Source organism: Reichenbachiella sp. MSK19-1 (genome assembly GCF_003590315.1).
Classification (GTDB): Bacteria; Bacteroidota; Bacteroidia; order Cytophagales; family Cyclobacteriaceae; genus Reichenbachiella; species Reichenbachiella agariperforans.
In genome coordinates, this window is the sequence record NZ_MIER01000018.1 from 21,801 (window position 1) to 48,764 (window position 26,964).

General features: G+C 43.6%; 19 protein-coding genes. 3 read left to right on the plus strand and 16 right to left on the minus strand.

Features of this window, described 5'->3' with window-relative positions; all coding sequences use genetic code 11:
* Position 1 precedes the first annotated feature (1 nt).
* On the plus strand, positions 2-1,810 hold the full coding sequence (uvrC, locus tag BGP76_RS17125) for an excinuclease ABC subunit UvrC (RefSeq protein ID WP_119845597.1): 1,809 nt from the start codon (positions 2-4) through the stop codon (positions 1,808-1,810).
* Between the two features lie 98 nt (positions 1,811-1,908).
* Here the strand turns inward: uvrC and gldN are convergent, their stop codons facing one another.
* From gldN to BGP76_RS17170, 9 genes are all read right to left on the minus strand, one after another.
* Positions 1,909-2,778 (minus strand): gliding motility protein GldN, encoded by an 870-nt coding sequence (gene gldN / locus BGP76_RS17130; protein ID WP_073125630.1) that lies wholly within the window; start codon positions 2,776-2,778, stop codon positions 1,909-1,911.
* Between the two features lie 11 nt (positions 2,779-2,789).
* Positions 2,790-4,376 (minus strand): gliding motility protein GldM, encoded by a 1,587-nt coding sequence (gldM, locus tag BGP76_RS17135; RefSeq protein WP_073125627.1) that lies wholly within the window; start codon positions 4,374-4,376, stop codon positions 2,790-2,792.
* Between the two features lie 30 nt (positions 4,377-4,406).
* Positions 4,407-5,231 carry a gliding motility protein GldL gene (gene gldL, locus BGP76_RS17140; protein ID WP_073125625.1) on the minus strand — a complete coding sequence of 275 codons (825 nt, stop codon included), beginning with the start codon at positions 5,229-5,231 and terminating at the stop codon, positions 4,407-4,409.
* Between the two features lie 43 nt (positions 5,232-5,274).
* The gene (locus BGP76_RS17145; protein ID WP_073125623.1) at positions 5,275-6,330 is read right to left on the minus strand and encodes an SUMF1/EgtB/PvdO family nonheme iron enzyme; all 1,056 of its coding nucleotides are present in this window, start codon (positions 6,328-6,330) and stop codon (positions 5,275-5,277) included.
* Between the two features lie 189 nt (positions 6,331-6,519).
* Complete coding sequence (locus BGP76_RS17150; RefSeq protein ID WP_119845598.1) at positions 6,520-7,485, minus strand: PorP/SprF family type IX secretion system membrane protein; 966 nt, start codon at positions 7,483-7,485, stop codon at positions 6,520-6,522.
* Between the two features lie 86 nt (positions 7,486-7,571).
* Complete coding sequence (locus tag BGP76_RS17155) at positions 7,572-8,357, minus strand: uroporphyrinogen-III synthase (RefSeq protein WP_073125618.1); 786 nt, start codon at positions 8,355-8,357, stop codon at positions 7,572-7,574.
* A gap of 27 nt (positions 8,358-8,384) precedes the next feature.
* Complete coding sequence (locus tag BGP76_RS17160; protein ID WP_119845599.1) at positions 8,385-9,512, minus strand: DUF4271 domain-containing protein; 1,128 nt, start codon at positions 9,510-9,512, stop codon at positions 8,385-8,387.
* Positions 9,505-10,527, minus strand: coding sequence for a glycosyltransferase family 4 protein (locus BGP76_RS17165; protein ID WP_073125613.1), 1,023 nt, complete (start codon positions 10,525-10,527; stop codon positions 9,505-9,507). Before BGP76_RS17165 ends, BGP76_RS17160 begins: the two co-directional genes overlap by 8 nt.
* Before the next feature lie 44 nt (positions 10,528-10,571).
* Complete coding sequence (locus tag BGP76_RS17170; protein ID WP_119845600.1) at positions 10,572-12,242, minus strand: BamA/TamA family outer membrane protein; 1,671 nt, start codon at positions 12,240-12,242, stop codon at positions 10,572-10,574.
* A 23-nt stretch (positions 12,243-12,265) separates the two neighbouring features.
* On the opposite strand from BGP76_RS17170, the gene hemW reads away from it, so the two are divergent.
* Positions 12,266-13,390, plus strand: coding sequence for a radical SAM family heme chaperone HemW (gene hemW / locus BGP76_RS17175; RefSeq protein WP_255416155.1), 1,125 nt, complete (start codon positions 12,266-12,268; stop codon positions 13,388-13,390).
* Positions 13,391-13,469: 79 nt separating this feature from the next.
* Positions 13,470-13,838 (plus strand): hypothetical protein, encoded by a 369-nt coding sequence (locus BGP76_RS17180; protein ID WP_073125606.1) that lies wholly within the window; start codon positions 13,470-13,472, stop codon positions 13,836-13,838.
* On the opposite strand, the gene BGP76_RS17185 is transcribed toward BGP76_RS17180, so the two are convergent.
* From BGP76_RS17185 to BGP76_RS17215, 7 genes are all read right to left on the minus strand, one after another.
* A complete protein-coding gene (locus tag BGP76_RS17185) occupies positions 13,835-14,752 on the minus strand; it encodes a hypothetical protein (protein ID WP_119845601.1) in 918 nt (305 codons plus the stop codon). The two genes, BGP76_RS17180 and BGP76_RS17185, sit on opposite strands and share 4 nt — an antisense overlap.
* Before the next feature lie 752 nt (positions 14,753-15,504).
* Positions 15,505-15,858: a hypothetical protein gene (locus BGP76_RS17190; protein WP_119845602.1), complete on the minus strand. Its 354-nt coding sequence runs from the start codon at positions 15,856-15,858 to the stop codon at positions 15,505-15,507.
* Between the two features lie 163 nt (positions 15,859-16,021).
* Positions 16,022-16,444, minus strand: a complete 423-nt coding sequence (locus BGP76_RS17195) for a hypothetical protein (protein ID WP_119845603.1) — start codon at positions 16,442-16,444, stop codon at positions 16,022-16,024.
* Positions 16,441-20,328: a hypothetical protein gene (locus BGP76_RS17200; RefSeq protein ID WP_119845604.1), complete on the minus strand. Its 3,888-nt coding sequence runs from the start codon at positions 20,326-20,328 to the stop codon at positions 16,441-16,443. Before BGP76_RS17200 ends, BGP76_RS17195 begins: the two co-directional genes overlap by 4 nt.
* The gene (locus BGP76_RS17205; RefSeq protein ID WP_147407505.1) at positions 20,325-22,079 is read right to left on the minus strand and encodes a hypothetical protein; all 1,755 of its coding nucleotides are present in this window, start codon (positions 22,077-22,079) and stop codon (positions 20,325-20,327) included. Before BGP76_RS17205 ends, BGP76_RS17200 begins: the two co-directional genes overlap by 4 nt.
* A complete protein-coding gene (locus BGP76_RS17210; protein WP_119845606.1) occupies positions 22,072-23,544 on the minus strand; it encodes a PorP/SprF family type IX secretion system membrane protein in 1,473 nt (490 codons plus the stop codon). Before BGP76_RS17210 ends, BGP76_RS17205 begins: the two co-directional genes overlap by 8 nt.
* Positions 23,541-26,963 (minus strand): gliding motility-associated C-terminal domain-containing protein, encoded by a 3,423-nt coding sequence (locus BGP76_RS17215; RefSeq protein WP_147407506.1) that lies wholly within the window; start codon positions 26,961-26,963, stop codon positions 23,541-23,543. Before BGP76_RS17215 ends, BGP76_RS17210 begins: the two co-directional genes overlap by 4 nt.
* Position 26,964 lies beyond the last annotated feature (1 nt).

Below are 26,964 nucleotides of genomic sequence, written 5' to 3' on the forward strand. Positions count from 1 at the left end.
CTTGAGTGAAACAGAACAACCCATAAAAGAGCATGTAAAGAACCTCCCAAATGAGCCCGGTGTTTACAAATATTTCAACAAGCACGATGAACTAATTTATGTAGGCAAAGCCAAAAACATCAAAAAAAGAGTCTCAAGCTACTTCAACAAGCAGGCAGGAGTTAGCATGAAAACTCAAAAGCTAGTACGTGAAATCAGAAGAATAGAGGTAGTAGTAGTAGACTCAGAATTTGATGCCCTATTATTAGAAAATAACCTAATCAAGGAGAATCAACCTCGATTCAATATCTTACTAAAAGATGACAAGAGCTTTCCTTTCGTTTGTATATCCAACGACCGATTTCCAAGGGTTTTTTCAACGCGAAGACATGATCAAGGCCAAGGAGAATACTATGGTCCTTATACCAACGTAAAAGCTCTCAACAATGTACTCGACCTCATACACAAACTCTATAAAATACGAACTTGTAACTATACCCTATCTGATGCCAATATCAAGGCAGGAAAATTCAAGGTTTGTCTAGAATACCACATCGGGAATTGTCTCGGTCCATGTGAAGGACACCAATCCGAATCTTCTTACATGGCAGAGATCAATGAAGTCAAACACATCCTCAAAGGCAATCTCAAAATCGTAAAAGATGTTTACTCATCCCAGATGAATGAAGCTGCACAATCTTTACAATTCGAAGAGGCTCAACTTTTCAAAAACAAAATAGACCTACTAGACAAATTTCAGAGCAAAACAATCATTGTCAACACGAGCATTCGCAATATCGATGTGGTCACTATCACCTCATTAGAAAACAAGGCTTTCGTCAACTATATGCGAGTAGATCAAGGCATGATTAACATATCCCACACAGTTGAAGTCAAAAGGAAACTTGACGAAACGGAAGAAGAGATCATTCAGCTCATCTGTACGCAGATGAGAAAGCAATTCACTAGTAATGCATCACTGGTGCTTAGTAATATCTCGTTTGAACCTTGGCAAGAAGCAATAGAAGTAGTTGTGCCTAAAATAGGAGACAAAAAGTCCCTAATCGAACTATCACTAAAAAATGCGCTATATAAGAAAAAAGACTCTATCAGTAAATCCGAAGACTCCAAAGACAAAGATCAACGACTAGTTAAGCAATTACAACTCGACCTAAAGCTAACACAATTACCTATTCATATTGAATGTTTCGATAACTCAAACATTCAGGGCACCAACCCCGTTGCTTCCATGGTCTGCTTCAAAAATGGCAAACCTTCAAAAAAAGATTATAGACATTTCAAGATTAAGACCATTATTGGCCCTGATGATTTTGGTTCTATGAATGAAATTATTTTCAGGCGATACAAACGACTCAAAGAAGAAGACCTACCCTACCCGCAACTCATTATAGTTGATGGGGGTAAAGGCCAACTTAGCGCGGCATGTGACGCTCTCAAAGACTTAAACCTTTACGGACAAATTCCAATCATTGGAATTGCCAAAAGATTAGAAGAGATCTACTATCCTGAAGACAGCATACCTATACATATTAGCAAAAAATCTATCTCTCTAAAGCTAATACAACAATTAAGGGATGAAGCACACAGGTTTGCAATCACCTTTCACAGAGACCTCCGGAGCAAAGGTCAAGTGATCTCTGAGCTCGATCAGATCAAAGGCATAGGAGAAAAAACCAGAACACTATTACTACAGGAATATAAGTCTTTTAAGAAAATAGCTGAGGCAAGTGAAGCAGATCTAAATACGCTTATAGGAACCGCCAAAGCCAAACTCATTTTAGAGCATACGAAACTAAAAAAATCACAATAGACAAAAACTTGTCAAGTTTACCTAACTCCTCATCGGACATAAAAAAAGCTTCTATTTGATAAATAGAAGCTTTAAATATTGTTTGAACTATGTGGGTATTAAAACTCCCACAATTCATTTTCAAAATCGACTAGATCGTATTCGATCTGTTGTGAAGCAAGAATTCCAGCTCTACGTGTTTTGCTATAGATGTCCACTATTCTATCATCTGCAGGGTTAGAGAACTTAGTCAAGTTCGAGCTAAACAATCTCAAATCAAATGCATCCGCCATATTCTTATGCTCAGCAGTATTCTGCACATTGTACCAAATTGCTTCGTCTGGCATGCTTCTAAACAGAGCCGTCAAATCTTTATACTTAAAAGACGCCAATGGCTTTTCAAACATGGCTGGATTCTTATCCGCAGGAAGGAAAATTGTAATAGACAAAATATCAAAATACATTCTAGAACGCATTCTATCAAAATACATCTCCTCTTTCAGCTCAGCAATTGAAAAGTCCCGTGGTGCAAACTCATTTGCATCAACAATCTCCTCTTCCTCTTCGCTCTGCTCTTCGAACCCTCCTCCAAAGAAATCATCATCACTATCAGCACCAAAACCCATAGCTATTTCTTCTTCCGTCAATCCTCCACCTTCTTCCTCAAGTTTCAAATTCTCTAGAAAAGTCTCCTTAGACATTCTAGTATTTACTGAATCATTGGTGTAAGGGAACAGAAGACCAGCCTTAACTGCCTCAATGATAATCGTCGACAACTCTCCATTTCTAGAGAAAAAAGGCGCATTCTGCTTCTCCTCTAAGTCCATTCGTCTCCAAACTGTTTTCTTATACATTTTGTAAGACTCATGTACTGGTCGGATTGCATCCGGATTGTATCCTGTACTTCCATTCTCTTGAGCACATACAAACTCAACATTAGAAGTCACTATGAAGACAACCAGGCTTAACACATAACAAATTTTCTTCATAACCTAATTGTTTAATTTATTCTCACCGTTAGAATTCTAGGGCCAAAATTAGGAAAATCCTCAACTTCACCCTTGAAATTTCTTCTTTGTACTTTCTTTACTTCTATTACTAATGCATCACCCGGTCTAGCCTGACTAGCCAGTGAAGATAAGTTTACATCTGGACCTTTTGGTCTCAAGCTCTGAACCGCTCTACCTGATCTTACCAAAGTAATCTCTGATTCAGCAACTCTAAACTTAGCATCTTTTGGAAGGAATTGCGCAAAACTTTCATCAGGAACAGCTTGAATCTTGATAGACCTTGGAGCTCCTTTCGTACCACGCTTCAAATCCACTTCTCTTCCACCACTATACACTGTAATCTCTGGCTTAGGAATTCTCTTTACTTTAAAAGATTCTGTACCAATAAGGTTGCCTCCACTAGATACACTCAAAGTAACATTCGCAGATTTTGGAACTATCGTTACATCACCGCGATTAGCCCCTTTGATACTTTGACCTCCTTTGGTTCCGAATGTTGGATTGTAAGCCGTACCTAATGCTGGGACATTTACAGTCAATTCATTACCACAGTTCAAATAAAGCGCTTGCACCGAAGCAGATTGAATTTGAATAACAGGCTTAGAAACAATATATTCTATCGTATCTGTGAATGTCGTGTCCCGACCACCTGGCAATTTGACCTTGATTGCCCCGATAAAGCTCTGCAAAGACATACCATTTTTATCATAGCTCGAAGCTCTAGCTGTAAACTTCACTTTACCCATACCATCTATAACCTCTACTTCATTCCCGTCATAAGTCATAGCAGGGTTAACAGCGGACGAAGATGCAGCGATAAACATATCTGCAACATATTCTGAACCTGCAGCTACAACTCTTGACTCTGGTCTAACCATAGGTACAATTTGATCAAATTTCAAATCTTCAGCGCCCACTTCACGAGCTAAAGTAGCTAGTGCCTTAGTCTCTTCAACGATAACATCCGACTGCAATTGACTCAATGAAGCCAAAGCACCAACCATTGGAGTACTGTGACCAAAGTTCAATTCAGCAAAACCCTTTTTATTTTGATTCGGATCATCTTTAAAAACACTGATTTCATTAGCGTCCTTTGCTATGTTTTTGATTGCATCATCTCCTGTCACTTCTCTAAGGAAAGAAGAATACTCATTCAAATTATCCTTCAGCTCATCACCTTTTTTCTCGTTAACAAACATTGCGGAAGGAGCATCAATATCCTTTTGACCCAAATAGTTTCCATTTTCATCGACACCACCAGTTCTTTGGATCAGCTCTTCTTTATAAACATCTAACTCCTCAATGATCGTTTTAGTCGCCTCTCTCACCTTTTTGGCCTTATCGAGTACCGCTAAGTCCTTCTCTCTATTCCCAGCATCACCTACTGCTTTTTGAATAGACTCTACCTTCTTTACGTTTTCGCTAACATTTTCTTTGTTAGTGGTTTCGAAAGCTTGATTTATAAAAATGAATTTCTCTAGTACACTATTACTAACCTGCAAAGCAAGCAAGGCAGTCAGTACTAGGTACATCATGCCGATCATCTTGTCTCTTGGGGATTGTTTTCCTCCAGCCATAATTTTTAAATATTAGGTTAAATGATCGATTTATTTTGCAGGATTCCCACCACCTCTCATGGCAGACAGCATGTTTCCATAGATGCCATTCAATGACGTGATATTTGTGTTCAACTTAGTCATTCCTGTTCTGAAGTTTTCAGTATCCTTCGCTGCCTCAGCCATACCTTCCATAGCTGAAGTTACATTCGAGTAGAACTTATTCATCGCCTTCACGTGACTGTTAGCATCTTTCAACTCCATCTCATACACAGCGTTAAGTGCTCCCAAGTTCTTAGTTACATTTTGTACTTGCGCATGGAATGCCGAGGCATCTTTTGAAGCATCTGCCATTGCAGTAACTGCCACAGCTGTAGCTGCATAAGACTTATTCATATCAACAAGAGACTTAGAAGCAGACTTTACATTGTTGGCATACTCATTGGTAGCCAATGCAGCATCTCCAAGATTTGACATTTTCTTAGCCGAATCAGCCATATTCTTCATGCCATCACCTAAACTCTTAATCAACTCTGGACCTACATTAGCATCCGCTAACATCTTATCCATCTGAGCAGAAGTTCCTGTTGCTACTGGAGCAACAGCTCTAGGCTTTGCTCTAGGACCATCATAATCATCTGCTAATTCAGGATAGACTTTAGACCAATCTACTTCATGGTGTTTTGGCTCAAATGCACTTAAGAAAAATATAATTGCCTCAGTAGTCAATCCAATTCCAAGCATCTCACCAGCACCTGGCAAGTGAAGAATCTTAAACATCGCACCTACAATTACAACTGCAGCACCGATACCATATACTTTTGGCATTATTGTGGTAAATAATAGCTCTTTTAGTCCACCTTTTTTTGCGCTCATTTCTTTAAAGATTTTAGGTTATTAAATTCTTGTTTGATTAAGATTAAAATTCTGACCCACTAGATCTTCCTAGGTGTGTCATTGCACATCTAAACCCAATTGAAGCTCTTGTTGAATCTTTGTATTCGTAAGTTCTAGTTCCTGTTTCCAAGTAGTAGGCAATATCCTTCCATGATCCTCCACGAATAACCTTTTTTGGTTCATCGTCATCGAAGAATGTAGGATTCAAATCCCATACCAATGGCATAGAAGCAGGATTAAATGCATCCTCACACCATTCAGCAACGTTACCTGACATTTCGTATAGTCCGTAATCATTCGCAAAGAATGTTGCTACTGGAGAAGTGTACGCAAAACCATCATCAAAATAGTTACCTCTACCCGGCTTGAAATTCGCCAATAGACACCCTTTTTGATTTCTGATATATGGACCACCCCAAGGGTACTTGTTCATATCTCTACCGCCTCTGGCTGCATACTCCCATTCAGCCTCTGAAGGCAATCTAAAGTTTGGCATTGGGAACAACCCTCTATCCGATCTGTAGGTATTCAGATGCTCCGTTCTCCATTCACAGAAATACTTCGCAGCTTCCCAATCTACCCCTACTACAGGATAGTTGTCGAATGCTGGGTGAGACCAGTAGTACACCATCAATGGATCTCCCATGTGGTGTGTAAAATCTCTAACCCATACAGCAGAATCAGGAACCAAATCGGCAACAACAAATCCTTCTGGCAGCTCAGCTTCAGATCCTTCTACGATATCCTCCACGAATTGTCGGTACTCATTGTTTGTGATCTCTGTGTCATCCATATAAAATGGACCAATTGTCACTTGCTTGTTGAAATTGATTTGGGTTGCAGCTACATCTTGATCTGCTTGCCCCATGTGGAAAGTCCCAGGAGGAACTGCCACCATACCAAACGGCCTTACCATTTCAAAGCCATCTCGACCCATGGAACCTATCAGTTCTCCACGATCATCATAACTATCACCTCCGCCTCCGAACACGTTGAGCAAGCTACACCCTTGACCTGCAATCAACACACTCAGCATAAACAGATATGATACAATCTTTCTTACACCTATTTTATTCATAACACGAAATATTATATACACACTTTAACTTAACAAGTATACACAAAATATATTGCATAGTTCAAACCATAAATATAATGTTTCAAAAATTAGAAACACCACTTATTAGCTCTTAAATTGCATTTTCACAAAGGAGACAAAAACACCTCCTACATACTTGATCACAATGTTACGTTGAAAAAAAATCAATTAAAACCTAAACCTTGGTGTTCTAACGATTTTTTTCTCACGAGAATTCAGTGCGGGTAGATTGTATCGCAAATACAACTCATGGGAAGTAACTTGTTTGGACTCACTGTCATTCACCACATAATCAAAGGCATAGCCTACACTAAGTGAGTTGTCCTTCAAAAAAGAATACCCAAGCAAAATCGTTAAAGCTTCAGAATCCCTATAAGAAACCCCTCCCCACATTTTTTCCATATATATGGCACGAATATTCACGTCATATGTGACTCCTGACAGATTTGTTTTAACCATGACAGTGGGCTCCAATCTAAGTTTCTGCGAAAAGTAATACTGATATCTAACCAACAGGCTATACACCCTAACCTGTTCGTTCCCGCTGATGCCGTCTGGATCAAAACTGTAATTAAAGTCCGATGGAATCAAATGATCAACTCCCAACGCAAACATCAAATCATTGGAAGAATACGCCATTCCTGCGGATAAATCTGGTGCCATTTGTGATTCCTGCCCCAAACCCATGAATTCACTAGGATCTACTGCAATTAATTGAGCAAAATCTAACACGCGGTTGGTCACTGAAGGTCTAACACCCAAACTCAACCGGCCTCTTGACATCTCTAGATGGTAAGCCAATGACAGCTGTACGTATGTGTCCTTTCTAGGTCCAAACTCATCATAGATAAACGTCCCTCCTAAAGCTAAGGGAGCCTTGCCAAGTTGTAGCAATGTAGAAAAATTAACAAATTGTGTCGCAGGTGCGCCTCCTTCATATTCGAATGTAGGCTCGTACCCAGTCCATTGATTTCGACTCAACAGCGTTACACTGGCTTGACCATCATAGGTTGTCAAACTAGGGTTGACATAGGAGGCGTTTAGCATAAAGTGGCTGAACACAGGGTCTTGCTGAGCAAAAGCAATGCTTGTGCTCAACCAAAAACATCCTAATAGCCAGATCAGTTTTCGCATTGGAGAGGTTTAAAAAAACAATGGAGTAATTATAAGGAAAAACCCATACAATTACTCCATTGTAAACATATTCTAAATAGAATGTCTTAAGCCTTATTCACAGCTTTGATGTACAACTCTAGCGCACCAGTCATAGACGGGGCATTAGGTAGTGGCGCTTGAATATCCAACACCATTCCTGCATCAGTCACAGCCTTAGAAGTCGTGGGGCCAAACGCTGCGATCCTCGTCTCGTTCTGCTCAAAATTCGGAAAGTTCACCAACAGTGAATTAATACCAGATGGGCTAAAAAAGGCAATAATATCATACTTCACATCATCCAAATCAGAAAGATCACTTGCAACTGTCTTGTAGATGATTGCTTCAGAGTATTCGTAATTGTTATCTTTCAGGAAGTCTGGAATATCCTCTTTTCTGATATTAGAACAAGGAAAGATATATTTCTCTTTACTATGCTTCTTTAGAATTTCAATAAGATCCTCAGCGGTTCTCAGGCCTGTAAATATTTTTCGCTTTCTAATCACGATGTATTTCTGCAGATAATTAGCTGTTTGCTCTGAGATACAGAAATACTTCATATCAGAAGGGATTTCAACTTTACTCTCAGTCGCTAATCTGAAAAAATGATCTACTGCATTTCGACTCGTAAAAATAACTGCTGTATGCGCAAGGATATCTATTTTTTGTTTTCTAAACTCCTTGACATCTACAGGATCTATTTGAATAAAAGGCCTAAAGTCAATTTTCAACTTATATTTTTCCGCAAGTTGAGCATATGGCGATTTGTCATCGCTCGGTTTAGGCTGTGAAACTAAAATGCTAGACACTTTCTTTAGCCTTGCCTTGTTTTCTGTCAGTAATTCTTCACTCATTCCAATTGACCTTTTATGAACAAATTTTTATCTTAAAAGAGTTTTAACGATAATAATCAGGGGTATAATTTCTGAGCTGCAAAGGTAAGAAATTAAATGCAGTTTTTTGACCCCCAAATTATTATTTAGAATTAAATACATCAAAACCAGCCGTATAAGTAAGAAGATGAGTACGACTAGCTTGACCACAAACCACAGGTCTGCAACAAAATCCAATGAAGACACAAACACTACTATACTCGCACTAAAAGCAAAGAAGGAAATAAGAAGCGATAGTCGGAAATAGGCAAAAAAATGAACTTCAATCGCCTTTTGAAATCCAAATACCCTCGCCATCAATCCTATCAACGGCACCTTGAGTATCATTAGTCCAAAGGCGATAGCAAAAACAAGTAAAGCCTGAACTTCTGAAGAAGGTAAAAAACCAAAATAAGCCACCCAATGAGACGTCTCACCTAATTTCAATCCAAGGTTTAAGACTGCTCCTGCGAGAAAAGCCGCATACAAAAAAATAAAGCCTATCGTAATCAGTGATAATGGCGACTGTGCCGCGATTAGCTCAAAGTTTTGTCTAACACGAATAGATTTAGATACTAAAAAATACTCATGAAATAATCGATAAAGATAGGTTCTAAAAATGACCATCAATGATAGGATAGTCAGAGAAGCTAAGATCATTCGATCGTTCTCCCCTTTGGACCGGTATATTTCGCTCAATTCGCTGCCCGTCTCTACCAAAACATTATCCCCCGTCTGCACCACCCAAGAACTCACCCCCTGTGAATCCCAACTCTTGCTATAAAGTATGAGGTTGATTGAAGGTTGATCATAATATGACCGTAGACTATCCACCGACCAAAGTAAGGTATCACGCCGCTCCGTCACAGTCATCAAGGCTGTCTCAATATAAATGGAGTGATTAGCCGGTACGATTAGCATCAATTCGGCTCCCATATACTGGTTTAGGTTCAGGTCAAAAGTCACTGCGGGAACACTAGAAGTGCTGAGATAGGGCACTAGTATCTTTAGATTCGGTTCATGGTTTTTCCACGAGTAGCGAAGGTCTTTGATAACGCTGAACCCCTCGCTCGCCGAGAGTCGGTTAGGCATCAAGCCCAGACCTAAGATGATACTCAGTAAAAACAATTTACGCATGTTGCGCTCTCTTTTTCTTGGTGAGCAACTCAAGTCCTACGCTAAAAACAACTGCAAAGACTCCCAAGCACAGAAGTAAAATCGTATTACCAAGTTCAGCATAGAGCCTAATCAGTGCAATCACACCAATATTGATCAATGCAAGCGTTATCACGGTCTGCGAATGAGACAATCCCATGTAGCCAAAATAATGATGTATGTGGTTGCGATCTGGCATAAAAGGCGACACCCCATTGTACACACGAATGATAAAGACACGGATCGTATCAAAGATCGGAATGAACAAAACACCTATCGTAAGAGCAGGAGCCGCAGGCACTAGGCGCATTTCTATGAAATGAATTGCCATGATAGAAATAATAAAACCGCTGACCAATGCACCCGTGTCTCCCATAAAGACTTTAGCATTCCCAAAATTATACCTCAAAAAACCTAGTATGCCTCCAGCTAAGGCAAAAGCCACAAAAGCATAGCTCATCTGGTTGTAAAAATAAAATGCTATTCCAAAGGCGAAGCATATTATCAAAACGATCGTGCCTGCCAAGCCATTGATCCCATCGATCAAGTTGACGGCATTAGTCACACAGAGTATCACGAGGAATGTAAAAGCGTAGCTAAGCCCTATATCCAGGTCATACACCCCAAATAGCCCTTGAAAACTAGAAATTCTAATATCTGCATAAAACAACACAATACCCGCAGCAAGCACCTGCACAAAGAACTTTTTAAACACGGACACCCCGTTAATATCATCTTTGACGCCTACGAAAAAAATAATAAGGCTCCCAGCCAGAAGTTGTTGCACACCCATGGTCATTTGACCAAAAATAGCTACCCCTGTCATAAATCCTGCGAAAATACCTAACCCACCCAAACGTGGAGTATCTACCCCATGATGCTTGCGAAAATCAGGCTGATCCAAAATCCGCTTGCTGTGTGCCACGCTGATAATCGTGGGGATGGAAAACATAGAAATGAGCATCGCCCAAAAGAAGATAAGAAGTGATTCAATCATAAGTCAGAATTGGCTGTCAAAGTAAGCGAATTAAAGCATCCTTTTCAAAATAAAGCACTGTATCCAAAATGGATTTTTGAGGAATCGAACGAAAAGCCTTGGTTTTCTCTCCTACCTAAGCCATAAAGCATGAGAAATGAACCGCCTGCTGCATCGAACTGCATCCCCAGTCCTACTCCAGATGGCCTGTCAGAGAAACTGCCGCGAACAATATCATACGACATCCATCCTTGATCATAGAACGCCAAAAGATATGACTTATTCTCTATGTAAAACCTCCATTCGAGATTAGTATAAACATAGCTGCCTGCATAAAATTCGTTCTCATTAAACCCGCGGATCGACCGCAAGCCCCCGAGTCGAAACAAGTCATTGAGGTACAGCACATCACTCTCCATCCATCCCCCAGATACTGCGACATGGAGTACAGATCTACGCCGAACGGGCTGGTAGTAACGCACCTTGGCACTCAGGCGATACTGTGTCGTCTCCACATCGGCGACTGTATCTAGCCTAATATCCTTGTACCCTACTTGCGTGTCAAAAGCTAATGCGATTCCTTGCCTCGGAGTAACCCTGTCATCTAACCGCCAATACTCCCCCGACAGACCATAATAATCAATTTTGAAACTTCCGCTCTCACCACTATCATCATTCAGTTCATTGCCAAGTTCGTTTTCATAGCTTGTGCGCAGCTTCATACGACCAGATGGATAATAGTCAAACGCGGCTTTTAATGACCGATTGGAGAACAAAGTGTCTTGCTTGAGTTGATCATAGCCGAGAAACAAATCCAAGGGCATGCCCAAAAAAGCCGGGTGCAAATAGTGGATTTCCAACCGCTGAGAATTGGTAGTATATCTTTCCCAGTGCAGTTCAAACTGCTTGGCAGACTGGAACAGGTTTTTGAGGCTCAAATTCAACTCCCCTGTAATATCCACCCGACTAGACCCATTAGCTGAGGGCACGAGCCCCAGTATCCCATCAAAATAGTTGACCTTCTGTCGCTCTAATTCTAATTTGATCTGAGATCGCTGTAGCGAAAAAGTACTTTCCATTGCCTTGAGTTTAACCGCAGGTATATTTTCGAGCTTATTTCCAATATCCAGCACACGCGACTCGCTGTAGTAGTGGCCATAGTTGAGACCGAGGTAGCGGCTAACAAAACGTTCTTTTAGTACGCCCGCTGGCACGACCTCCAGCGAATCAAAACGAATCAGCATACCCGGATCAATCTCCAGCCAGAGATACAACGCCTGGTCATGAACGACGGATGAGTCTATCACTACCGAGGCAAAGGGATAGCCATTGTCTTCATAGTGTGACAAAATCCCCTCGATGCGTTTGTTGACCTGAGCCACACTGTTCTTGTCCCTAGACAATCGCCTCTCCTGCTCGATGACCTGATCCGAACGAAGCTCGAACAGGACACGCTCGTAACGACTACCCAGGTAGTAGTAAGCTTCTACCTGCCCCTCACGCCATGTGATGCTATCCATACTCGATAGCCAATAGCCTTCTCTCTGCAGTCTGTGGGTGACCTGTCGAGTATACTGTATCACCGCACTAGAATCTACGGTCGAGGATGCATCTGCCAAGCGATCTGGGATGCCATGTAACACTACTTCATACTTTTGTGCAGTCGCCCACTGAGACAAGGCCGCAAATAGCATCACCAAAGCGATTAGATTATAGATTTGTCTATACTTTAGCATCCTACTTTAAACCCATTGATCTCGTGAGTGGAATTTATATCCATATTCCCTATTGCAAACAAGCCTGCTACTACTGTGATTTTCACTTCTCTACCAGTCTGCAAAATAAACAGCAAATGGTAGAAGCATTGAAAAAAGAGCTGAAACTACGCACAACCTACTTATCCGACCCAGTAATCCATACACTGTACTTCGGGGGTGGCACGCCCTCACTGCTCGACAGCCACGAGCTCGCAGACCTGATCGATATGGTTCGGGAGACCTATCAGCTTGCTCCCGATGCGGAACTCACCTTAGAGGCCAACCCTGATGATCTGACAACCGAAAAATTGACACAAATCAAAGCACTAGGTGTCAACAGGCTCAGTATTGGTGTGCAATCTTTTGATGACGAGATATTGCAGTATTTCAACCGCTCGCATGACAGCTCAGCGGCCATAACATCGATACGTGAGGCACAAGGTCTCGGGATAGAAAACATCAGTATCGACCTTATTTTTGGTGTCCCAGACCAAACACGTGCCATGCTCCAAAAAGACCTGGACATGGCCCTATCACTAGACACTCCTCATATATCCATCTATGGCCTCACGATAGAGGAAGACACGGTGTTTGGCAAGTGGCATCAACAAAACAAACTAACCCCCATGGATGACGATCTCGCGGGGCAGCATCTCATGCTGATCATGGAGACACTATCTGCTGCAGGATACGAGCAGTACGAGATCTCCAATTTCAGTAAACCTGGCTGGCGATCTCACCACAATTCCTCCTACTGGTCTGGCACGCACTATCTCGGAATAGGGCCTGCAGCGCACTCCTACGATGGAGACAGTCGACAGTACAACGTGTCGCACAACACGAAATACATCAAAGCACTAAAAAACGGCGAACTGGACTGTGAAATAGAGACCCTGAGTCAAAAGGATAAAATCACAGAGTTTGTCCTGACACAAATACGAAAATCAGAAGGCATCAATCTGGAACAACTGCATCGACAGCTTGATTATGACCTGCAACGAACCAAAGCACCAGAACTCTCACAACTACTCGCCGAACAACTCGTCTACATAGAAGACAACTCGCTTACGCTCACCCAAAAGGGAAAACTACTCGGGGATTGGGTCACCGAGCAATTGATTCCTTGATTAGATAAGGCTAGTACGAGAGTTTTTTTATAATTTAACGCATTCATAAAATGTTGGCGCACCACCTGACTTAGCTCACATGAACCAAGAAGAGAAAAAAGCTTTTATGCTACTGAAGTCCCTCATCTTCCACTACCATGGATTGGATGAGGATGAAGAGAAAATTCTAAACGAGTCTGCCGATGAGCTATCAGCACACAAAGAACTCGAATGGGCCAATGCATTCATCGCAGAGGATTTCTTATCCGCCTTTGAGCGATCACGCGAACTCCTCAACAAAATCATCGGCACGCTGCCCATGGATCAAAAGCTCCAGTACTTATTCTCCGTCTGGGAAGACAACAACAAAAAAGGCTACCTCACCGAAATGGAAGCCACCGCCATGCTCAACCTCGCCAAAGACTGGGGCATCCGTCAGGAGCTCATGGACAAGGTGCGAGAGGCTTAAAATCCTTCCTTTCGGATCTCGTAAGTATCATGCTGATCTAACCAAGCTCTGACCTCTTGTAGCGATTGTTCATAATCCGCTACCATCAGCTCACCAAACTCGTCTACGGGCAGAGGAAAATCTATGATCACAGGAGCGATATACTCCATCACCCGATAGCCACAGAGGATCTTTTTGTTGGAATCTGGATCTGCCGACATGCAGTTGGCTTTATCACTTTGTATGATCCCTTCCAAATATTTAAAAATCTCAGGATTGCGGGTATATACCAGACCTGGCACAAAATCATAGACAAAATCATCATCCATAGGTGCACGACTGAGTTTGGTTAACAGGTACGCTGTGGACTGCTGATCTCCCATCCTGCATAGTGCGAGCCTGGCCGCCCATTTGTCGGTAAATGAGGCGTCGGATTGGATGATTTGGCCAATGGCACTTTTGTATGCGCTGAGCTGAAGCCAACCGGCCAGCTTGAGTGCTGTGTCCAGATGAATGGCCGTCGAGTCAATGTACTGCCCAATCGTCTCTTTGTCCTGTGCTGCAAAATCCTGCACTACAAATCCAGACAAGCCCTCCATCACTGCATCGATGATTCCGCTGTCCTTGTCTTGCAATCCTTTGGTCAAGACACTTACAGCCTGTGACCGGATGGATGCCTGATTGCTCTGCTGTCCAACAGACTTGGCTATCGCATAGGCTTTGGCTCTGATCTTAGGTACGGTGTCCTGCTGGTATCGGTTCAGCTCTGTCAGCAAGGTGGCAACTTCTTTGGTCTTCAATATTTTGCTGGGGATGGGATCGTAGGAGCCACCTCTGACTTGAGTCATGTATTGATCCAGGGACTTGGTGATCGACTGTGCCTGCGTCTGAAACACAATTGTCATGAGGGCGAGCTGGTAGATGATTTTTCGCATGCTTAATATTACGCAGTTCTGAGCAAATACTAAAAGGTAGGAGAAAGTAAGACTGAGTGATGGTGATTTATTGAGGGTTATAGTGGTTGGTTGTGGCTTTAGACATTGTCTAGCGTGCACTCTCATCTGGCAGGAGCTCAAGGTCATTGAGGGAAATGAAACAAAACCTCACAGGTTTCGGTCATGGTGACAGCTCTTTAAACGCGCTAAACAGGCCATCGTTTCCTTTGGTTTCAACCAGAGTGATAGCACAGACAATCTGGCAGTACTACATCCAATACGCGAGCAAGAAGCACAGCTCTATACCCATCAATTGGTCACTATTGAGTCCCACAAAGTAGGGTATGAAAGGACTACAAGTGATCGACAAATCAAACACGTGTGTTTGGCCGTCTAAACACGTGTGTTTGGAGCTCGGAACACAGGTGTTTGATCGAGCAAACACACGTGTTTAAAAACGGACGACAAAAACCCTCTCCAGGCTTTGTAAACGGCACTTTCCATAGAGAGTCGGCATGATATAGAGCAAGCCATCATGTCCTCATATCTAATTCGTGATCCATCTACCATGGGAGCTAAAAAAAGGAGACATTTTGTCTGGGTACCGCTGTTTTAAGTGTCCCGAAGGGCCACTTGGAACTAAACAATAAAATCAAGTCTTCAGACTTGTTGATCATAAAAATCCGCTCGGTCGCATTTCCGAATGCGACCACATCTTTATGGCAACCCCTCTGGTCGTAGCGTCCGCTCGATTACACATAGCTGATAGCTAGTTCGCCGATTTCACCTGCATAATCCCAGGCACTGCTATAAACATAATGCTCTGGCTCGTAAATATAGCCTTCCTCTACTGGGTTGTAATGTATATAATCCAATCGCTGATCTATCATCTCATTGGTGGACATCTCTATGGAATGATTATGTTGTTGCCACAACTGAAAAACTCCATTCCTTTTATGAATCACTTCTTTGTAAACATCACGTATAAATACCTGTCTGCCGACAGGCAGGTATCTACCCAGTTGACTATCGTAAAAGTCACACGATGAGCGGACAGCTGATCTCGTATCCCTGCCCGTCGGCAGACAGGATATATTTTCTACCATGAATACAAGATAAGCACATCCTGCAAAACATCAACAACGGGCGGACGCCCTTCTACATTTTAGGTCTTAGCGGACGCTAAGACCAGGGGGGCAATTAGCATCCTAAAAAATATTGATTAAATGTGATTGAACCTAAGCAAGATGCTTTGACTAAATGGAGTTACTATTGCTGTTTAAGGTAGTTTTTATATTTAATTTTCCAATTCGCTATAAAATCTCTATGCTCTTGAACAGTACCAATATAACCCCTATCGCTTGGATGAAAAATATTTAAGATTGGCTTATCAGAAGTGAAGTCTTCAGTAAATTGATAGGTTGAGATACCATTTGTACTATCTCTTAAAAGACCTGAAGCTTGCACATCTATTCGTGAACCATTAAGACAAAGTAAGTACCCTTTTTCTTCGAGTAATTCCTGAACCTTACGATAACAATCTAACAAATCAGCTCCATCAACTTCTATTTGATTTATTGTTTCTGATTTTATTGACACCTCTAGTTTACTTTCATCATACTTCAACGAGACTTTCTCAAAATTCTGACGAGTTACTATATCTATTAAATATGTTTCTACCTCTTTAATCATGGAACATAAGTTGGGTTTACAATCAAGTCTCCTATGATATTTCCATTTATATCAATTTCAAAAGCTCCTTTGATTTGAGATGAAGGTATAGCATTTTCAATCACTACTTCTAGCTCATCAGCGTAAATATTTACATCCCCCATTGCTGAATAAAAATTATTCACATCAGTCATTGTCCCTTTTTTATCTATTATGTAGACATAACCTTTTTTATCTTTTAAAAATTTCGAAGTTGCTACTGATGGCTGTTTTGTTGTACCTACATAAATACTTTCTGCATTTGTCTCTACATAATCAAGCAAATCTGTATTCGTTCCTCTTGAAGTAAAACCATTCTGAAATATATCATCAACACCTCTAGTATCACCTCTGTATAGTTTAGAAGTAATATCTTCAATATGGGCTAATACAGCTTCATCAATATTTTTAAACAGAATACTCCTAGTAGCTTTAGCCAACGTTTTCAACTCATCTAAATTCTTAGCTGCGGACAGCTTTTCAAGCTTACTAATCTTACTAGTATACTTAGGTAGTGTTTTTAACTTGGTAATAATTTTACCCTTCAGTGGGGTAATCAAAGTAAGTATAAACCCTGTTGCCTGACCTTGATAATATGGTTCATCCCAATTATCCTCTACAAACTCCTTTACCTGATCACCTAGTGCTAAAGCATCTATTCCAGTAATACACTTAAACAAGATGGTTTCCATTGTCTCATCTGGTCTACTGACCATAGATATTTCTTCTACAACACAAGTAATAATTTCGTCCTTATCTATGTCTAAAGATGCGCTTTCGATCAGTTCCAAGATGGCAATCATATCTAGCTCTTGTAATAGTGCATTGGCTAGACCGCATGAAAAAGCTTCAACACCACTACCCGTTCCGCAATTCTCTATTGAGGTTTCACAAATATGATAAGCCAACATACCTGCTGCTATTCCTAAATCAAGTTTCTCAAACTTCTCATAGACTTCATAACCTCTATCTAATGCTGTTTGATAACAATTTTCGGTTGTATGTTCTTCTCCTACTTCTTCGACGAATTCGATTTCAAAAAAGGACATAGCCATCATCGCCCCTTCCTCATCCTCCTGAAACCAACCGACCATGCTCTCTGGGTCGTGGACGAAGTCCCACTGGTGTTTGTAGAGTTGGGTGCCGTTGTTGTAGTCCATCAGGTTGTCGGTGCTGCCCTGTGCTGCGACGAAATTCTCAGTGCTGAAGGTGTGTCTGAGACGGAAGGCGCCATGTCCTAGCTCGTGGGCGATGGTCGTGGATTGGTTGCTGGCCTTGTCGGTCCAGATGTAGCCAAACTGCCGCTTGAAGGGCATAAAACCCGCCCTATCGGCGGACAGGCCCGCTCTGTCGCTGTCCGATCCCGGGATCAGGAAGAGGTAGTAGGCGTCCTTGTCATAGTTGTCCAGGCTGCGCTTGTAGTCTCGATTGAAACCCTGCATGTTGCTCGGGAAGCTGGACAGTATCCCACTCTCGCCCTCATCGAGCTGCGTGAGTATCTCTGCCTCCACTTGGTAGCTGCTGCTGACCTCCACCTCCCAGTGCGCCACGGCTTGGCCATAGATACGGTTGAGTGCCTCGCCTACGGTATAGGCATCAGGTACGGTGGCATCATTGACAGGGACGATGATGACCCGCTCTCTTACTTGGTCATAGCTGATGACCTGTAGCACTCCGAGTGTTTTTTCGGTTTCATTGCCCTCCTCATCCTCTTGCTTTACATAGGCGGTCACGGTCTCTGTGTGCTGGTTGCTCTTGCCTAGCACGGTGATGGCTTTGCTTTGCTCCTGTTCGCTAGGCTGACTGGCTAGTTCTCCGGTCGTGGTTTTGAAGCCTACATAGGCGGGTAGTGCCTCTCCTGCATCGTGGATCGCTGTGACCCAGTCGGTCTGTCCTGTAGCGACAGATTTCCAAGCGACCCAGTAGTTTTCTTCCTGAACTTGTTTTTGGGTATAGCCCACAGACAGGCCAGTAGTGGTCTTGTCAAAGGGCTGTTTTGGATCATCAAACCCAAACTTCTGGTCTGTATATGCCTCAAATGTGATGGAAAAGTCTACGTCTTCGTCCGCGCTGATCGCTGCGGGTGCAGTACCCGCTGCCTGCGATGCGGCAGTGGGCTCTGCCTTTTGTACATTCCCTTCACTGTCTACGAGCCATTGGTCTCCACTGGCGTCTTCTAGCGTAAGGGTATTGCCTTCTGCTGGCAGGGCTGTACTCTCTAGTGACACGGGTGTACCTGTCTCGTCCAGTACGGTCACCACGCCATCGGCTACTGTGACACTGGCGATCTCTACAGGTATGGTGACCACCACTGTAGGGAGATCTTCTATACCATTAGGTACATCCTCACCCTCTGGTTCTCGCTCGTCATGACTGCCAAATATGAAACTGCCTTCTTCGTCGTAGGTCGTAACGACCTTCCCTGCGATGGCTTTGTAGTCTTCGTTGATGATGACATTTTCGATGGACACTTTGAGTCCTGCGCCTTTGAAGATCGGCAAGGGAGAATAGCCCGTACCGGTATAGCTGCCATCAGAGCCTTTGGTGGCTTCCAGTATGATAACATCTATACCGCCTATCTCGAACTGATCTAGGGTACGCAGTGTCTTTTCTAGTGGCGTTGGGTTGAGGTCGGAAGCTTCACCTTCTTCTCCACAGGCATAAGTCCCTTCGTCCTCGGGTCCACTGGTACGCTCTTCGGTCTTCACGGTCTGTATCGTGCTGTAGTCTCCGATATAGTTGAGACACTTGCCTGCCACTTGATATTCGTACTCCGTATTTGCCTGTAAGTCGGGGATGACTTGTGCACCAAACAACGCCTGCTCCGTATGCCATGACGACTTGCCCTTTTCGCGGTATTGTAGCGTAAACCCCGTATGTGACATCTCGGACTCCCAGGTGACCTTGATACGGCTATCATCGAGCGCTTCTCCTGCTAGGAACTTGACGGGCATGCATTCGTCCCCGTACTGAAACCAATAGGTCTCACTGTAGCCTTGGTTTTTGAAAAGATCACGACCGCTCACATCATAGGCCTGTACCCGAAAGGCATACTTCTTACCCGGCTCAAGCAGAGGCTCTGCTGGCCCATAAAGTAGCGAACTCTGTGTGGTCGTGGTACGGTAGATGGTGTTGGACGATCGTACCGCCGCATCGGGACTGGTCTGTCCCGGGAGCATCTCGTAGAGCGAAAACTCATACTCGGTACTAAAGGCGGCATTGGGAGAGGCCAAATGCCGACCGAGCCAAGAGAAGTTGACAAACTGCGGCTCAGACAGCGTGATTTTGTCGGCATTGATAGGGAAGTTGATCAGCGGGGGATCGTTGAGCACAATCCATGCAGTAGCCATCGAGGCATTAGAGACCCTAACGCCACGCGTATAATCTAGCACTTCGATCGTGAAGGTATAAAAGCCCTCAGGCAAACGACCGTTGCGCATAAAGTCTGCTTTGGTCATCCCTTCAAATGCCAAATGGTCTGGATTGAGATAATGCCGAAGGTCAAAACCTGAGAGCATCAACGGCACACCTCCCTGCAGTACCAATGGATTTGGCACATAGGATGGCAAAGTGGTCAGACGAACGCCTGCTCCTTCTATGGTGAGCCGCAGTTTGGCACGATAGTCTACTCTGTCCAGCTCCAGTACATGGACAAATACCTGCATATTGTTAACATCCGCTGACGAATAGTAACTAAGCTCGGGGCTATAGGGAGGGAGCAGTGTCGTAGTGACCTGTACAGGATAGGTCTGCCCCTGTCCATGGTATCCTGCCGTGAGAAGCACCACGAAGAAACACCACTGCCATAACTGACGGATGAACTGAAAAGCACGGGGGTGGATATGGAATCTAGACTGGTTGCTCATCGGCTCGAAAAGTTAAAGTTGTACCCTAGTTCTGCGACAAACTCTCTAAACTGCTGCTGTGTCGTAGAATGTGGCGTATGTCGGTTGATCGCCGTGACATTGAGGTTGAATTGGTGTTTTTCTCTTAAAACATAGCCCGCGCCTATCCGCAGATTCAGTACGCTACTGTTCAATTTGTTATTGGCCTCTGACACGTTGTAGGATAAAGCGCCCGTCAGAGAAGCCTTTTTATCTCCTAGGGATTTGCGTGCAGACAGGGATGGACCATATATCAGGTTTTGCGTATCGACGGCCTGTGATACGTTGACATTGCCCGAAAGACTCACGACTAGTGCACTCGGCACAAAACTGATACTATAGGAGGAATTAAAATTGTAATACTTGCTACCTGTATTTTGCGCTTCACCACCTTGCTCCTCTGCCGACTGCTGATAGGCAAAATTACAGTTCAGGTTTTGAGCTCTCTCCGTACTATTCCCCAATAGGAAATTAGCGCCTAAGGCTGCGTTCTGAGAGATTTGCTGATAATTGAGCGTGTCCAAGTTATCATAGGGAGTAGCTTGGTTGTATAGCTGCTCTGGTGTGCGAAAATTGACCACCGTGCTAAAGTTGGAGTAATTGATATTGGTCGTAATCTTTGGAGACACTTGGTAGTTGATGCTGAGAGATCCAGACCATCGGCTCATGGTATTGAGCTCAGTTTTGTTGAGGTTGTTGCGCTGTAGCCCTCCTCTGGCACTGATGCTCAACCGCTGATTGAGCCAGCGAGAAGTATGTGTCAGCGCGATGTTTTCTAGGTCATTGTTAAAGTAGTAGGCGCCCAACGTACGGTAGCCAGGCTCGACCCGCTCATAAGCCACCCCAAAAGCATACTTCTTGAACTGATACTGTATAGCAGCATTCATGGCACTGTAGTAAGACGATGAGGCTCTGGGTTGAAACGCAAAGGAAAACTTGTTGTAGATATGGTCTGCATTGACCTCTTCAGATTGCGAATTGGTACTGATGGCACTATAGGCAATCTCGCCCTTGAAAGTCAGGTTGTTGATGATTTTGGTACTGACACCTAGCCCGAGTACCAAGTTGTCTTCGGCAAACAAGCCAATGTCTGCGACATTGCTCTTCACCGAATTCGGATCATCCGATGCTTTGAAGAACGAAAAATCGACCGAGTGATCTGCCCCCCCCAGTGTAACCTTCGCGCCACCTCCCATTCGCTTAAACGCTGGCAAATTGCCCACTTCGGCAGTATCTAGTTCCACGGCCTTCTGTAACTGCCCGTACATCGCCATGACCTTGACCTTGTCAGAGGGTGTCAGCTCCACCCCTACACCCAAAAACAAATGCCCGTTTAGCGTGTACTTAGAAAATGTCATACTCCGATAGCCCAGATGTGCAGTGACCCACTTGTAGGTAGGACTCATCCCATATTGGTTGAATGGCTGCTGAAATGAAGCGTTTTGATTGGAATAGGAAAACGACACAGGCACACTCCATCCATACAAGCTCAGATTCAAGTTACCTGACAAAAAGTAATTATAGGGATCTCTACGATCCTCTATGCCATTGGCGGCATAAAACACCTGACTGACGTTGACCCCACCAGAGATAGTGAGCGCATCGCCTTTGCCTATGCTTTCTAGGTTTTGCGCACAGACAGAGGTCGTGATGAACCATAAGCTCACCAGTAGCATGCTCCCAAAACGAAAGCACGGCGACTGCATCGATATGTAGACTAGTCTACTACTCATTGATCGCATGAATGAGGAACTGCACCCTCCTGTTTTCGGCCTTGCCCTCTTCGGTATCGTTGCTGGCGATTGGTTCTGTATCTCCTCTACCCAATATCGTCACCTGTTCACCTGCCATTCCATGACTGAGCAAATACTCCTCGACCGCCCTGGCCCGAAGAAGTGATAGCTCGTAGTTGTCTTTCTTGCTACCGACGTTATCCGTATGGCCGATAACCTGTAGCGTCCACGCTGGGTTTTCTTTCATCAGTTTGACCATATCATCGAGGAATGGATAACCATCTGCCGTCAATTGTGCCTCTGCTCGTGCAAAATGAAAATCCTTAGAGAGTTCAAACTGTAGTGTTTTGACTTTGTCTAGCTGCTCCAATTCTGATTTCATCTGCTCTACTTCTGATTTTTGCTCTCTGACTACTGCCGTCTGCTCAAAATCAAACTGTCTCCTGCTACTCACCGTCTCTATCGTGATGGTTTTGGTTCTTGGTCTCCATAGCGTCTTACTGACTGTTACTCCGAGTTGTATTCCGTTTTGCAAGTATTGGTTTTGAGTCCCCAACGGAAAATTATAGGAGAATCCAAACGAAAAGTGGGGTTGGTTGAATACAACCGCCAGTGATGCGTCTTGGTTGAAACCATATCGTGCAATCACATCCAAGTTGCCCGACTGAATGATATCATAAGGATTGTCATTGCGAAAAAACAACTTAGATGAAACCATCGTGGTGTAGGTATTGACGCTCCCCTCTCGCTGATAATAAAAAGAAGGAGTCAGCTTGAATTTTGCTCGCTCATACAGCACACTCTCACCATGAAAGCAGAAAGTCATCGGCGTACGAACCTCTTCATCAAAAAACGATGCTTCTGGTTTATTCAACTCCCAGACACTCACACCGAGCGTCGCAAATGGTCGATTTTCTTTTTGGATATCCCAAATCAGCCCTCCACTGAGCGAGACATAACTCAACTGCTGCACCTCAAAACTCTCGCCCAATCCAGACGAAGGATCGTACCTAAACTCGGATGCAATCCACTGAGACCCCGTACTCAACTGATCCATAGAGGTACGGATATTGACATAGGTGGCATTGAGACCAAAGTGTAAAAACTGTCCCTCGGTCAGCTCGATAGGTACCGCTACTGAGAGTCCTGCTCGATAAGTCTTCAGTAGATCAGATGTCCCCGTATCTTTACTGAGGCCATTGAATCCCAGTCCAAGCAGTCGTCTTCCACTTTCCTTCTCGACAAAGACATAATCAGCATTGAGGCTATTCGTATTAAAAAACTCACCCTGCCCGATGGTCAGTTCTTCTCTAAAAAAAGACAGGTCTGCATCGTAATTCATCGTAGCATACGCAGGGTTGATCAGTAGCGGTGTAAACTGATTGATCGTGTACACCGACTGCTGAGCCCATAGAGGCCCTACGATCACGACCAGTACCGATATCAAAATAAAATGCTTTCTCATCTCAACAGTCTAATTGCTCCCTTCGTATTTCCTTCGAATTTGAGTGACCTCCCATCATGAAATGATCCTCTGATTGTCCAGATATACATTCCATTGGGCAGAGGTTCTCCTCTATAACTACCATTCCACCCGACAGTCGTCGCTTCCTCTATATCCGAAGTGTGATACACCTCATTTCCGTTTAGGTCAAAAACCTGAAACTCCAATGCCGCAATCCCCGACCCATAGACCATGAACTGATCATTGTTTTGGTCACCATTTGGTGTAAAAAGGTTAGGAATAAAAATGACATTTTGCACTAGTACCGTGACCTCTCCAGTGCTTTCACATCCGTTGACATCAGTCACTACTACCGAGTAAGTGACCGTCTCTAAAGGAGATGCTTCGGGTGCAGCGAGAGTGGGATCATCCAAAGAGACTTCCGGATACCATAGGTACTCGACTCCTCCTGTTGCCTCGATCGTTACCGATTCGTCTGCCCCTACACTTTGCTGCGGACTGACTGTGATCTCTGGTGCATAATTGACCACTATGGTGATGGTATCTTTCTCCTCAGGGCAGTACCCTGAGCTTACATTTAAATAGTAAGTACTGGTGGTATCTGGGCTAACCTTGGGGTTACTATCCGTCAAAGACGCATTCAAATTGGCACTCGTCCATTCGTAGCTATAGTCAAACTGACTCCCGCTAGCGGTGGTTGATGTCCCCAAGGACACCATCTCTCCAAGACAAATAGCCTCATCAACTCCAGCATCTACTACGATCTCTGGATTGACGTGGATCATAACCGTATCTCTGGCATTACAGCCTTCGCCATTGACTATCTCTAGCGTATACTCCGTATCTTCTTCGGGAAAAGCCAAAGGCTGTGCTGCACTCGGGTCACTAAGCGTCAAGGAAGGACGCCAAGTATACGCCCAATCTGGCTCGGTCTGTACCGTTCCCAAAGAAATCTGTGTTCCAAAACACATCAGTGAATCAGGCCCTGCAGCTGCCACAGGTCTATCATGCACCACGATGAGGAGCGAGTCTGTATTGAGGCATTGATTGACATCCGTCAGATCAGCATAGAGCCATGTGTCTACCGAAGCAGAAAAACGAAGTTGTGCATCATCGTCTCCCACACGCATCGTCTCATCGTACCAAGAGATAGAATCCATGAGTGCATAGTTCACTTCTACATCCGTAGAGTCTCCATAGCAGATTTCACTTTCTCCCTCAATGGTAAAATCAGGTAGCGCATGCACAGTCAGTGTCAACGTATCCGAATAATGACACGCATTCGCGTCCTCTACATAGAGAGATATTTCACCCGAACTTTCCGCAAGGGCTTGCCACTTCGCGCTAGACGATAACAACGTACCGTCTTGGCCTCTCCATTCAAAAACTTCACCTACGGCGACTTCCAAATTGATACTCTCACTATAGCAATAGATCGCTTCTCCTGACAAATCAAATTCAGGTAAGTCAAGTGAGGTCACTTCTATGGTATCTCTTTGAAGACAGCTTTTGTCTGAATAGACTTCCGTCCAAATTTCTAAAGTTTCCTCTACTTTATATTTATACTCTGTTGAATGATCATGGAGCAATTGATTGCCAACTGTATACCAACTCACATCAGTCCAACTACCTGTGATAGAAAGTGAAGCCGAATCACCATAACATATAGCCAAATCCTCCCCTATCGTATAATCTGGCAAAGGATCCATGTCTACCTGTAGCGTATCGTAATTCAAACAACGATTGACATCATACACCTCTGCCACCAAGACATCTGATACATCCACCGTATAATTATAAAACCAACTGTCCTCCTCTAATACCGTTCCGTCCTCGCTGTACCAATTGACCTCATCAAAGCCAAACCCCGTCTTTAGTAGTATCGAAGATCCATAACAAATGGAGGTATCCGAACCAATATTAAACACAAGCAAATCATACATCGATACTATCAAACTATCGTAGTGCACACAGCCGTTCATATTGAAAACCTCCGCGATCAAAGTGTCTTTCTCCAAGACCTCAAAGGATAGCGTTTCGCTGTTGAGCAACAGCGCCCCCTGATTCGTAGAATACCAATTCGTACTATCCAAGCCTTCAATGCCCAAGTCAGACACAGACAAAGCAAAGTACTCACCATAGCAGATCGTTGTATCTGATCCTAGATTGAATGCTGGCAAATCATACATCGATACTATCAAACTATCGTAGTGCACACAGCCGTTCATATTGAAAACCTCTGCGATCAAAGTGTCTTTCTCCAAGACCTCAAAGGATAGCGTTTCGCTATTAAGCAACAGCACCCCCTGATTCGTAGAATACCAGTTCGTACTATCCAAGCCTGCAATGCCCAAGTCAGACACAGACAAGTCAAAGTACTCGCCATAGCAAATCGTCGTATCTGATCCTAGATTAAATGCCGGTAAATCATACATCGATACTATCAAACTATCGTAGTGCACACAGCCGTTCATATTGAAAACCTCTGCGATCAAAGTGTCTTTCTCCAAGACCTCAAAGGATAGCGTTTCGCTGTTGAGTAACAGCGCCCCCTGATTCGTAGAATACCAGTTCGTACTATCCAAGCCTGCAATGCCCAAGTCAGACACAGACAAAGCAAAGTACTCGCCATAGCAGATCGTCGTATCTGATCCTAGATTGAATGCCGGTAAATCATACATCGATACTATCAAACTATCGTAGTGCACACAGCCGTTCATATTGAAAACCTCTGCGATCAAAGTGTCTTTCTCCAGCACCTCGAAGGATAACGTTTCGCTATTAAGCAACAGCGCCCCCTGATTCGTAGAATACCAGTTCGTACTATCCAAGCCTGCAATGCCCAAATCAGACACAGACAAAGCAAAGTACTCGCCATAGCAGATCGTCGTATCTGATCCTAGATTGAATGCTGGCAAATCATACATCGATACTATCAAACTATCATAGTTCACACAGCCGTTGGCATTGAAAACCTCTGCGATCAAAGTATCTTTCTCCAGCACCTCGAAGGATAAAGTTTCGCTGTTGAGTAACAACTCCCCCTGAGTCGTAGAATACCAGTTCGTACTATCCAAGCCTGCAATACCCAAGTCAGACACAGACAATGCAAAGTATTCGCCATAGCAGATCGTTGTATCTGCTCCTAGATTGAATGCTGGCAAATCATACATCGATACTATCAAACTATCGTAGTTCACACAGCCGTTCATATTGAAAACCTCCGCGATCAAAGTATCTTTCTCCAGCACCTCAAAGGATAGCGTTTCGCTGTTGAGCAACAGCGCCCCCTGATTCGTAGAATACCAGTTCGTACTATCCAAGCCTGCAATACCCAAGTCAGCGACAGACAAGTCAAAATACTCGCCATAGCAAATCGTCGTATCTGATCCTAGATTAAATGCCGGTAAATCATACATC